The 11,124-nt window shown below is 59.1% G+C and carries 9 protein-coding genes and 2 pseudogenes; 10 read left to right on the forward strand and 1 reads right to left on the reverse strand.

Annotated elements, in window-relative coordinates:
• The 7 genes from DOU50_RS02950 to DOU50_RS02980 all read left to right on the forward strand — a co-directional run.
• A partial coding sequence (locus DOU50_RS02950; RefSeq protein ID WP_148768765.1) for an aldehyde dehydrogenase family protein occupies positions 1 to 835 on the forward strand: 835 nt, incomplete at its 5' end.
• A 13-nt stretch (positions 836 to 848) separates the two neighbouring features.
• Positions 849 to 2,513 carry a choline dehydrogenase gene (gene betA / locus DOU50_RS02955; RefSeq protein WP_148768766.1) on the forward strand — a complete coding sequence of 555 codons (1,665 nt, stop codon included), beginning with the start codon at positions 849 to 851 and terminating at the stop codon, positions 2,511 to 2,513.
• Between the two features lie 153 nt (positions 2,514 to 2,666).
• Positions 2,667 to 3,230, forward strand: a complete 564-nt coding sequence (locus DOU50_RS02960; RefSeq protein ID WP_024906966.1) for a fasciclin domain-containing protein — start codon at positions 2,667 to 2,669, stop codon at positions 3,228 to 3,230.
• A gap of 43 nt (positions 3,231 to 3,273) precedes the next feature.
• Entirely contained in the window at positions 3,274 to 3,828 is a 555-nt protein-coding gene (locus DOU50_RS02965) for an RNA polymerase sigma factor (protein WP_148768767.1), read from the forward strand.
• Entirely contained in the window at positions 3,825 to 4,472 is a 648-nt protein-coding gene (locus DOU50_RS02970; protein WP_024906964.1) for an anti-sigma factor domain-containing protein, read from the forward strand. The genes DOU50_RS02965 and DOU50_RS02970 overlap by 4 nt, the downstream gene beginning before the upstream one ends.
• Before the next feature lie 274 nt (positions 4,473 to 4,746).
• Positions 4,747 to 5,487: an SDR family oxidoreductase gene (locus DOU50_RS02975; RefSeq protein ID WP_024906963.1), complete on the forward strand. Its 741-nt coding sequence runs from the start codon at positions 4,747 to 4,749 to the stop codon at positions 5,485 to 5,487.
• Between the two features lie 33 nt (positions 5,488 to 5,520).
• Positions 5,521 to 7,215: a thiamine pyrophosphate-binding protein gene (locus DOU50_RS02980; RefSeq protein WP_148768768.1), complete on the forward strand. Its 1,695-nt coding sequence runs from the start codon at positions 5,521 to 5,523 to the stop codon at positions 7,213 to 7,215.
• Positions 7,216 to 7,248: 33 nt separating this feature from the next.
• Here the strand turns inward: DOU50_RS02980 and DOU50_RS02985 are convergent.
• A pseudogene (locus tag DOU50_RS02985) lies at positions 7,249 to 7,945 on the reverse strand (GNAT family N-acetyltransferase).
• Positions 7,946 to 8,146: 201 nt separating this feature from the next.
• Between DOU50_RS02985 and DOU50_RS02990 the strand changes: the two are divergent.
• From DOU50_RS02990 to DOU50_RS03000, 3 genes and pseudogenes are all read left to right on the forward strand, one after another.
• The gene (locus tag DOU50_RS02990) at positions 8,147 to 9,715 is read left to right on the forward strand and encodes an ABC transporter substrate-binding protein (protein ID WP_148768769.1); all 1,569 of its coding nucleotides are present in this window, start codon (positions 8,147 to 8,149) and stop codon (positions 9,713 to 9,715) included.
• Positions 9,716 to 9,859: 144 nt separating this feature from the next.
• Positions 9,860 to 10,873, forward strand: a complete 1,014-nt coding sequence (locus DOU50_RS02995; RefSeq protein WP_148768770.1) for an ABC transporter permease — start codon at positions 9,860 to 9,862, stop codon at positions 10,871 to 10,873.
• Positions 10,873 to 11,124, forward strand: a pseudogene (locus tag DOU50_RS03000) (ABC transporter permease); the annotation flags it as partial. The gene DOU50_RS02995 and the pseudogene DOU50_RS03000, both read left to right, overlap by 1 nt.

Genomic DNA, 11,124 nt, shown 5'->3' on the forward strand with positions numbered 1-11,124 from the left:
CCACTACCTGACCGAGCATCCGGGCATCACCAAAGTCTCCTTTACTGGCGGCGTCGCCAGCGGCAAAAAGGTGATGGCGAACGCCGCGGCCTCCTCCCTGAAAGAGGTGACAATGGAGCTGGGCGGCAAATCGCCGCTGATTATTTTTGACGATGCGGATCTGGATCTCGCTGCGGACATCGCCATGATGGCCAACTTCTTCAGCTCCGGCCAGGTGTGCACCAACGGCACCCGCGTGTTCGTGCCCGAGAAATTTAAAGCCGCGTTTGAGCAGAAAATCGTTGAGCGCGTGGGCCGCATCCGCGCGGGCGATCTGTTCGATGAAGCTACCAACTTTGGTCCGATGGTCAGCTTCCCGCACCGCGACAGCGTGATGCGCTACATCGCCAAAGGCAAAGAGGAAGGCGCGCGCGTGCTGTGCGGCGGCGACGTGCTGAAGGGCGAAGGCTTCGATAACGGCGCGTGGGTGGCCCCGACCGTGTTCACCGACTGCACCGACGAGATGACCATCGTGCGCGAAGAGATCTTCGGCCCGGTGATGTCCATCCTGACCTATGAGTCCATTGAGGAAGCGATTCGCCGCGCCAACGACACCGACTACGGGCTGGCGGCAGGCATCGTCACGGCCGACCTGAACCGCGCCCACGGCACCATTCATCAGCTCGAAGCGGGCATCTGCTGGATCAACACCTGGGGTGAATCCGCCGCAGAGATGCCGGTCGGCGGCTACAAGCACTCCGGCATTGGCCGCGAGAATGGCGTGATGACGCTGCAGAGCTATACCCAGGTGAAGTCCATCCAGGTTGAGATGGGTAAATTCCAGTCCATATTTTAACCGGGAGGTTTATTTGCAATTTGACTACATCATTATCGGGGCCGGCTCTGCCGGCAACGTGCTGGCTACACGACTGACTGAAGATCCGAACACCACCGTCCTGCTGCTTGAAGCAGGCGGACCGGATTACCGCTTTGACTTCCGCACCCAGATGCCCGCCGCGCTGGCGTTCCCGCTGCAGGGCAAGCGCTACAACTGGGCGTACGAAACCGAACCAGAGCCGTACATGAACAACCGCCGCATGGAGTGCGGGCGCGGCAAAGGGCTGGGCGGCTCGTCGCTGATCAACGGCATGTGCTACATCCGCGGTAACGCGATGGACCTCGACCACTGGGCAAAAGAGCCGGGTCTGGAGCACTGGAGCTACCTCAACTGCCTGCCCTACTACCGCAAGGCCGAGACGCGCGACGTGGGGCCGAACGACTACCACGGCGGCGACGGTCCGGTGAGCGTCACCACCTCGAAACCGGGCGTGAACCCGCTGTTTGAGGCAATGGTGGAGGCGGGCGTGCAGGCGGGCTATCCGCGTACCGACGATCTTAACGGCTATCAGCAGGAAGGCTTCGGCCCGATGGACCGCACGGTCACGCCGCAGGGCCGACGCGCCAGCACCGCGCGCGGCTATCTGGATCAGGCGAAACCGCGCCCAAACCTGACCATCCGCACCCACGCCATGACCGATCGCATCCTCTTTGAGGGCAAGCGCGCGGTGGGCGTCGAGTGGCTGGAGGGTGAAAGCACCATCCCATCCAAAGCGACGGCAAAAAAAGAAGTGCTGCTGAGCGCCGGGGCGATTGCCTCCCCGCAGATCCTCCAGCGCTCCGGCGTGGGCAACGCTGACCTGCTGAAACAGTTCGATATCCCGCTGGTACACGATCTGCCCGGCGTGGGCGAAAACCTGCAGGATCACCTGGAGATGTACCTCCAGTACGAATGCAAAGAGCCGGTCTCCCTCTACCCTGCCCTGCAGTGGTGGAACCAGCCGAAGATTGGCGCCGAGTGGCTGTTTGGCGGCACCGGCGTGGGGGCGAGCAACCACTTCGAAGCGGGCGGGTTTATCCGCAGCCGTGAAGAGTTTGAATGGCCGAACATTCAGTACCACTTCCTGCCGGTGGCGATTAACTACAACGGCTCGAACGCGGTGAAAGAACATGGCTTCCAGTGCCACGTCGGCTCCATGCGCTCCCCGAGCCGTGGACACGTGCGCATCCAGTCGCGCGATCCGCACCAGCATCCGGCGATCCTGTTCAACTATATGTCCCACGAGCAGGACTGGCAGGAGTTCCGCGACGCGATCCGCATCACCCGCGAGATCATGCACCAGCCCGCGCTGGACAAGTACCGCGGCCGTGAAATCAGTCCGGGTATTGACTGCCAGACCGACGAGCAGTTGGACGAGTTCGTGCGCAACCACGCCGAAACCGCCTTCCACCCGTGCGGCACCTGCAAGATGGGTTACGACGAGATGGCGGTGGTCGACGGCGAAGGCCGCGTTCACGGGCTGGAAGGGCTGCGCGTGGTGGATGCGTCGATTATGCCGCAGATCATCACCGGCAACCTGAACGCCACCACCATTATGATCGGCGAAAAGATTGCCGACGTCATTCGCGGACGCGAGCCGCTGGCGAAGAGCACGGCCGCGTATTATGTGGCGAACGGGGCACCTGTTCATCGCTGAGGATATTTCCCCTCACCCTGGCCCTCTCCCCATAGGGGAGAGGGGATCCCCCCCTTCAATAATTTATTTTTATTTTCCTGCATCCAGTTTCCACCCGCCCCTCGTATATCAGTCAGTGAGCAACCCCTTTGCTCCCCAATCCGAGGAAAGATGATGAAAAAGCTAACCCGTGTTGCATTCGTAACCAGCGCTTTACTCTTCTGTGCAGGCGCATCAGCCGCCATGACGTCAGGCTCCGTGATGGTAGGCGGAGCGGAAATGTTCCCGAGCAAAAATATTGTTGAAAACGCCATAAACTCGAAAGATCACACCACGCTGGTGGCCGCCGTCAAAGCGGCTGGACTGGTGGATACGCTTCAGAGCAAAGGGCCATTCACCGTGTTTGCGCCGACCAATGCGGCGTTTGCGAAATTGCCTGCCGGCACGGTCGAAAACCTGGTCAAACCCGAAAACAAAGCCACGCTCACCAGCATCCTGACCTATCACGTGGTCGCCGGTAATTACGATATGAAAGCGCTGGAGCAGAAAATTAAACAGGGCGGCGGCCACGCGGAGCTGAAAACCGTTAACGGTCAGCCGCTGTGGATCATGAGCAACGGCCCGCACAATATTCAGCTTAAGGATGGTAAAGGCAATGTGGCGAACATTAGCACCTATGACGTTCATCAAAAAAACGGCGTGATCGATGTGATTGATACCGTCCTGATGCCTAAGTAGTTGTCTATACTTCGGAAGTGTGACGTTGCCTTCCGGGAAAAACATGGATAACGCGCTGGCTGAACAGCAACTGAAATTAATGCAGGCGGTCGCAAACGGCGATCGCCGTGCATTTGAACAACTTTATCGACTCACGTCGCCACACCTGTTTGCCGTCGCGCTGCGCATGCTGCGTGACCGCGCGTGGGCAGAAGAGATCCTTCACGACTGTTTTATCACCGTCTGGAGTAAAGCCGAAACTTACAACGCTGCACTGAGCTCCCCGATGACCTGGCTTACGCACATTGTGCGCAACCGCTGTATTGACTGGCTGCGCAGCGGGCAAACCCGCGCTGCCGACCGCGAGACGGCGTATAACGAAGCGATTCTTCCTTGCGAGAACGATGAGCAGAATAACTGGCACGACGATGTGCAGGCAGAACGGCTCAGGCAGTGTCTCGAACATTTGAGCAGCGAACAGCGCCAGAGCATTACGCTCGCCTACTATCAGGGAATGTCTCACAGCGACATTGCCGACTGGCTCCAACAGCCTCTGGGCTCGGTGAAAAGCTGGATACGTCGGGCAATGGACCATCTTCGGGAGTGTGTCGGGCTATGAATGACGCAGAAAAACGCGACGACATGCTGGCAGCAGAGTATGCCCTCGGCACGCTGCGGGGAGGAGCGCGGCTTCAGTTCCAGAAAAGGGTCCTCCATGAACCCGCTCTGGCCGCCCGCGTGGCGTACTGGCAGGAAATGTTCAGCACGCTGGATAGTCATCTTGTGCCCGTCTCTCCACCCGAGACGGTGTGGAAGAGAATCGCCCTCGATCTGCCGCCCAAAAAGCCTTTACGCAAAAGTCGGCCTTATGTCGGCTGGATGGCTGCGGCCTCCCTCGCCGCCCTGTCGGTCGTTGCCTGGTATGCCATCCGTACCCCGGAACTCGCTCCGCTGATGGTACTCAACGATACCCAACAGCACGGACAGTGGGTCGTCAGCGCGGACGCCAGCCGTCAGCACCTGAGCATTGCCCCTCTTCGACCAACGGCCGTCGCGGCGCAACACAGCCTACAGCTTTGGCTGATCCCAGGCGGGCAGGCGCCGGTATCCATGGGGCTGCTGCATAACGACATACCCACACGCGTCACCCTCAGGAACACAACGCTCCCTCCTGACGCCACGATAGCCATAAGCCTTGAACCAGAGGGCGGCTCGCCCACTGGACTCCCCACAGGCCCGGTGCTTTACAGTGGCAAATTATAATCCTCAGGCCCTGTTCGCAGGGCCGCTATCGTGACCCCATTTCATTTATATACTATTCTCGGTTACCTATAAGAATTAAATATTAGGCCTGCAATTAATTTAATTATTAAAAAACGACATTGACAGACTCTTCCGTACTCCATTAAGTTTTAAACGAACATCATTTCACTCCCGATACACAATATATCAAAAACCCGCGTTAATGAATTTATCATTATTCATTAACGCTTCTCTGCCTTTTATTTTTTGCATCACTCAATAGCGAGATAAGATCATGAATAATAGTGCAAACAAGGTTGTTGTCATTACCGGTGCCAGCAGCGGTATTGGTCAGGCGATTGCCCTCCATTTAGCGAATAACGCGTTTTCGCTGGTGCTGGTGGCGCGCCGTCTGGACAGAATTAATGCCTTAGTGGATCAGATTATTCAGCAAGGCGGCAAGGCTATTGCCGTGAAGGCCGATGTCACCCGTCAGGAAGAGGTTCAGCGCGCCATTGACGCTGCCGTTGCTGCCTACCAGCGCGTGGATGTGCTGATCAACAACGCGGGCTTTATGGCTATCGCCCCCCTTAGCGAGCTGAAAACCGACGAATGGGACAAGATGATTGATACCAATCTGAAAGGGGTGCTGTACGGCATCGCTGCCGCTTTCCCGGTGTTCCAGCGTCAGGGCAGTGGGCATTTTATTAACGTTGCCTCCGTCGCGGGCATCAAGGTGCTGGCGCCTGGCGGCGTGGTGTACAGCGCCACGAAATTCGCCGTCCGCGCGCTGAGTGAAGGCTTACGTCAGGAGGCGGGTAAAACCCTCCGCACGACGCTTATTTCGCCCGGTGCCGTCGAGAGCGAACTGCAATTCGGTAGCTCTGACGAAGAGAGCAAAAAATTTCTCCATGAGTTTTATAAGCAGGCTATTCCGGCTGACGCGATTGCCCGCGCGGTTTTATTTGCTATTGAACAGCCTGGCGACGTTGATATTAATGAAATTGTTGTTCGTCCAACGCAGGAAGAATTTTAGCCTGGGTTAAATAATACTGAATGAGGTGTCATTATGATTAAATCATTAACGTCCTTATCAGATCTCAATATGCGAACGGGTGCCGATATTCTCCTTGAAGTGCTGGAGAGTGAAGGCGTGGAATATATTTTTGGCAACCCCGGTACCACCGAGCTTCCACTCATTGATGCCCTGCTTCGCCATGAAAATATTCACTATATTCTGGCGCTTCAGGAAAGCACCGTAGTGGCGATTGCTGACGGCTATGCGAAAGCCTCCGGCAAAACGGGCTTTATCAATTTGCATACCGCCAGCGGTCTGGGGCACGGCATGGGGAATCTGATTAATTCGCGGATCATGAAAACCCCGCTGGTGGTCACCGTTGGACAGCAGGATACGCGGCACTACGTCCGCGACCCGCTGCTGTATGATGATATTGTTTCCATTGGCTCCCCGGTCATGAAATGGGCGCAGGAGGTCACCAGCGCCGACCAGCTCCCGGTGCTGGTACGCCGCGCGTTTCACGCTGCCAGCTATCCTCCGGCCGGTCCGGTGCTGCTCTCTCTGCCAATGAACGTGATGGAAGAGCTCAGCGACGCCGGGATACAAACGGCCTCTAAAGTGAACTACCACACCGTGGCGGGCTCGCTGGACGAACTGGCCGAAGAACTGAGCCAGGTTACGCCCGGCAGGATCATGATTGTGGCGGGCGATGAGGTGCACTCCAGCGGCTCGACGCAGGAGATTGTCCAGCTGGCGGAAGCGCTCAGCGCCCACGTCTATGGCTCCTCCTGGCCGCTGAATTTGCCTTTTCCCACTCAGCACGCGCTCTGGCGGGGCAATATGCCCACCACCGCCAGCGAAATCGCCAGCATCATCAATGCCTACGATGCCGTATTCATCATCGGCGGGAGAAGCCTGATCACCATTTTGTACAGCGAGGGGGAGGCCATTCCGGCGACCTGCGCGGTGTATCAGCTCTCGGCGGATATGCACGAGCTTGGCCGCACCTATGCCACTCGCCTTTCGGTGATGGGGGATATCAAACTGTCCCTGCACGAACTTTTGCCAAAGCTTAAGCAGCGCCTGATCGCCAGCGCGCTGGCCCACCAGCGGCTGCTGGTTGCAGCCCGTGACGAACGGGAGAAGGAGTGGCAGCAGCAGGAGGAACGTCTGGCCGCCGAGCGGCTACGCCCGGCGATCTCCCCGATGGTCGCAGCCTGGGAAGTCATCCGGTCCATTCCGGCGGGTACCACCATCGTGGATGAGGCGATAGCGACCGCCCGGCATGTCCGCCGGTTCATCTCTGACCAGCAGCACCAGCGCTACTACTTTATGCGCGGTGGCGGACTGGGCTGGGGGATGCCTGCCTCAGTAGGGCACTCGCTGGGACGCGGACGGGAGCCGGTGGTCTGCCTGATAGGTGACGGAGCCTCCCTGTACTCGCCGCAGGCGCTCTGGACGGCGGCACACGAAAATCTGCCGGTCACCTTTATCGTCATGAATAACAGGGAGTACAACATCCTGAAAAACTTTATGAAGAGCCAGGCCGACTACAGCTCAACGCGGCTGGGGCGTTTTATCGGGATGGACCTGGTGAACCCGCATATCGATTTTCAGTCGCTGGCCACCGCCATGGGCGTCCACTGCTGCCGGGTAACCGAGGCTGCAGATATCGCCGAAGCGGTAGCGCGCGGGCTACAGTCAGGAAAAACTAACCTGATAGAAATCGCGATTTCCGCGGATTAGCCGCGCGTTTACGCTGTACCCTACATAAAAAACTTATAACCGAAACGCCTCAAGACGCTTTATCTGACGCCCGTCGTCGTCAAAATTCTCCGCCGCCAGCCAGGCGCGCAACTCCGCATCTCTTTGCGGCCATTCGCCGTCAATAATAGAAAGCATATCGCTGTCGCGGTTGCGCCCTTTGCGCACCAGCTTCTGGCGCAGGCGCCCTTCCCAGACAAACCCCAGCCGCTCCGCCGCCCTGCGCGACGCCACGTTCATCGAATCGCACTTCCACTCCAGCCGCCGATAGCCGTGCTCAAACGCATTTTTCAGCAGCAGCCACACCGTTTCAGTGCCGATGCGGGAGCCTTTCATTTTGCGCGACCAGGTGACGTGCCCGATCTCCACCGACCCCAGCAGCCGCTCGTTGGCCATATAGCTTACAAGCCCCACCGCACGCTCGGTGCGTAAATCAATGACGGCAAACGGCACCAGCTCATCGTCCATCACCTTCGCCATGACCCAGTGCGCGGTGGCTTCCACGCTCGCTGGCTGCGTGCTGGCAAGCCACGTCCAGTCGCTGTCGTCGCCCTGCGCGTAGGCCTCATAGAGATCGGCCGCGTGGCGATCGGCGTCCAGCGGCTCCAGGCGGCAATACTGGCCGAACAGCGGCGTGCGGGTTAACACTCGCGCCTTTCCAGTCGGGAACGATATCGTTAACGGTTTGACCATGTTGATTGATTTCGGGCACGGCGGTGACTCCCTGAAAGGTAAGGCATTTGTTATAGCAGGTTAAAAAGTGCGCGAAAAGCAGCGTGTTTTAATAGCCCGAGCGCATGCGATATTCCCGGAAGGCATAAGCAAAGCTGAATTTCGACTTTGCGGAATGTCATAGTCGACCTAACGTAGCGGAGCATAAAACAATCACAATATATTCTTCTCAGGGATCGCTATGACGAAAAAACTGTTGCCGTTACTGGTGCTGGCTGCGCTCTCAGGCGCTACCCACGCCGCTACTCCGCCCAACACGCTGGTGGTTGCCCAGGGGCTTGATGACATCGTGAGCCTCGACCCGGCTGAAGCCAACGAGCTCTCCAGCATCCAGACCGTGCCGAGCCTCTATCAGCGTCTGGTCCAGCCGGACCGCGATAATCCGGAAAAAATCACGCCGATTCTGGCGGAAAGCTGGGAAGCGGACGCGGCAGCAAAAACCCTGACCATCAAGCTTAAACCCGATGCGAAATTCGCCTCCGGCAACCCGCTGCGCCCGGAAGACGTGATTTTCTCCTACACCCGCGCCGTGACGCTGAACAAATCCCCGGCCTTTATCCTCAACGTGCTGGGCTGGGACGCGAGCAACATCGCCAGCCAGCTGAAAAAGGTGAACGATCACACCCTCCAGCTGCACTGGACGGCGGACGTCAGCCCGTCGGTGGCGCTTAATATTCTCTCCACGCCGATTGCCTCTATCGTCGATGAAAAGCAGGTCGCCGCGAACGTGAAGGATAATGACTTCGGTAACGCGTGGCTGAAAATGCACTCGGCGGGCAGCGGCGCGTTCAAAATGCGCGTCTATCAGCCGCATCAGGCCATCGTGCTGGAAGCTAACGACTCCGCGCCCGGCGGCGCGCCGAAGCTCAAAAGCATCATCATTAAAAACGTCCCCGATCCTGCTTCACGCCGCCTGCTGATCCAGCAGGGTGATGCGGACGTGGCGCGCGATCTGGGGGCCGATCAGATAAGCGCGCTGGACGGCAAGCCGGGCGTGAAGGTGCTGAGCATTCCGTCCGCCGAGCAGAATTACCTGGTGTTTAACACCGGCAACAGCGCTAACCCGCTGCTGAACAACCCGGCCTTCTGGGAAGCCTCGCGCTGGCTGGTCGATTATGACGGCATCACTAAAAATCTGCTGAAAGGCCAGTATTTTGTTCACCAGAGCTTCCTGCCGGTCGGTCTGCCGGGCGCGCTGGAAGACAATCCGTTTAAATTTGACCCGGCAAAAGCGAAAGCCATTCTCGCCAAAGCGGGCATTAAGGACGCGCACTTCACGCTGGACGTAGAGAACAAGCCGCCGTTTATCACCATCGCCCAGTCGATGCAGGCGAGCTTTGCGCAGGGTGGCGTGAAGGTGGATCTGCTGCCTGCCGCCGGGAGTCAGGTCTATGCCCGCGTGCGCGCTAAGCAGCATCAGGCGGCGATTCGTCTGTGGATCCCGGACTACTTCGATGCGCACTCTAACGCCAGCGCCTTCGCGTGGAACGACGGGAAGTCCAGCACCGTGGCCGGTCTGAACGGCTGGAAAATCCCTGAGCTGAACAAGGCCACGCTGGCGGCGGTTGCCGAACCGGATCCGGCGAAGCGTCTGGATCTGTACAAGAAGATGCAGGAACAGCTGCAGCAGAGCTCACCGTACGTGTTCGTCGATCAGGGCAAAACCCAGATCGTGGTGCGCGATAACGTGAAGGGGTATCAGCAGGGGCTGAACGCGGATATGGTCTGGTACGATCGCGTTACGAAGTAGCCCTTGTCCTTCTCCCTCTCCCGTGGGAGAGGGTTGGGGTGAGGGCAACATCGCGCAGCAGAGCCGCCTGTTTCCCCTCACCCCCGCCCTCTCCCAAGGGGAGAGGGGGTCGTCCGTGCATATTTTCAGGATAACGATTTTCCCATGCCACATCTTTCCACCCGCGTGCTCCAGGGTCTGCTGACCCTGCTGCTCACGCTTTTCGGGCTGCTGCTCGTCACGTTTGCGCTTTCGGCCTTTTCACCTGTCGATCGCGTGCTGCAGATCGTCGGCGATCACGCCAGCCAGTCGACGTACGATCAGGTTCGCCACCAGCTTGGGCTGGATCGACCCCTGCCCGTGCAGTTCTGGCACTATCTGCAAAACCTCGCCCACGGTGATTTAGGCACCGCCAGCGCCACCGGACAGCCGGTGCTGCAGGACCTGCTGCACGCCTTCCCCGCCACGCTGGAGCTGGCGACCCTTGCCTTGATCATCGGTGCCGTGCTCGGCGTGATTGCCGGGGTGCTGTGCGCCCGCTACGCAGGTTCGCCGCTCGATCTCGCCATCAGAACCCTCACCCTGCTCGGCAACTCGGTACCGATCTTCTGGCTTGGCCTGCTGATGCTGGCCCTGTTCTACGCGAAGCTGCAGTGGAGCGCGGGTCCCGGCAGGCTGGACGATATCTGGCAGTTCACCGTCGAGCCGCGCACCGGCTTTGCGCTGGTGGATACCTGGCTTTCCGGCGACCGCGAGGCGTTTCGCAACGCCCTCAGCCACCTGGTGCTGCCGGTGCTGCTGCTGGCCTATTACTCGCTGGCAAGCATTACCCGCCTGACGCGCTCCGCCTGCCTCGGCGAAATGAACAAGGAGTACATCCTGCTTGCCCGCGCCAAGGGAGCCGGGGAGATGACCATCCTGCTGCACCACGTGCTGCCAAACATTCGTGGCACCCTGCTGACGGTGATCGCCCTCGCCTACACCAGCATGCTGGAGGGCGCGGTACTGACCGAAACCGTCTTCTCCTGGCCGGGGATCGGGCGCTACCTCACCACCGCCCTGTTCGCCGGAGACACCACCGCCATCATGGGCGGCACGCTGCTGATTGGCGTCTGCTTTGTGCTGATCAATAACCTTACCGACCTGCTTGTGCGGGCGACCGATCCCAGGGTGCGCTGATGCTGTTTTATCTTTTCTTACGCCGCCTGCGCCGCTCCCCTGCCGCGTTTTGCGGGCTGGTGGCCATCGCGCTGCTGGTGTTTATCGCCCTGTTCGCCCCCTGGCTCGCGCCGCTTGACCCGAACTGGCAGGACACCGCCGCGCGCTTACAGGCACCGAACGGCCAGCACTGGCTGGGTACCGACAGCTACGGGCGCGACCTGCTCTCGCGCCTGATTTATGGCACCCGTCCGGCGCTCGGGCTGGTGGCG

This window comes from Enterobacter sp. C6 (assembly GCF_008122455.1).
In the GTDB taxonomy this organism is placed as follows: Bacteria; Pseudomonadota; Gammaproteobacteria; order Enterobacterales; family Enterobacteriaceae; genus Enterobacter; species Enterobacter pseudoroggenkampii.

Coding starts and splice junctions, on each gene's coding strand:
- DOU50_RS02970 (WP_024906964.1), top strand. CDS start 3,825: ATGAATGACGCAGAAAAACGCGACGACATGCTGGCAGCAGAGTATGCC.
- DOU50_RS02965 (WP_148768767.1), top strand. CDS start 3,274: ATGGATAACGCGCTGGCTGAACAGCAACTGAAATTAATGCAGGCGGTC.
- DOU50_RS02980 (WP_148768768.1), top strand. CDS start 5,521: ATGATTAAATCATTAACGTCCTTATCAGATCTCAATATGCGAACGGGT.
- DOU50_RS02975 (WP_024906963.1), top strand. CDS start 4,747: ATGAATAATAGTGCAAACAAGGTTGTTGTCATTACCGGTGCCAGCAGC.
- DOU50_RS02995 (WP_148768770.1), top strand. CDS start 9,860: ATGCCACATCTTTCCACCCGCGTGCTCCAGGGTCTGCTGACCCTGCTG.
- DOU50_RS02960 (WP_024906966.1), top strand. CDS start 2,667: ATGAAAAAGCTAACCCGTGTTGCATTCGTAACCAGCGCTTTACTCTTC.
- DOU50_RS02990 (WP_148768769.1), top strand. CDS start 8,147: ATGACGAAAAAACTGTTGCCGTTACTGGTGCTGGCTGCGCTCTCAGGC.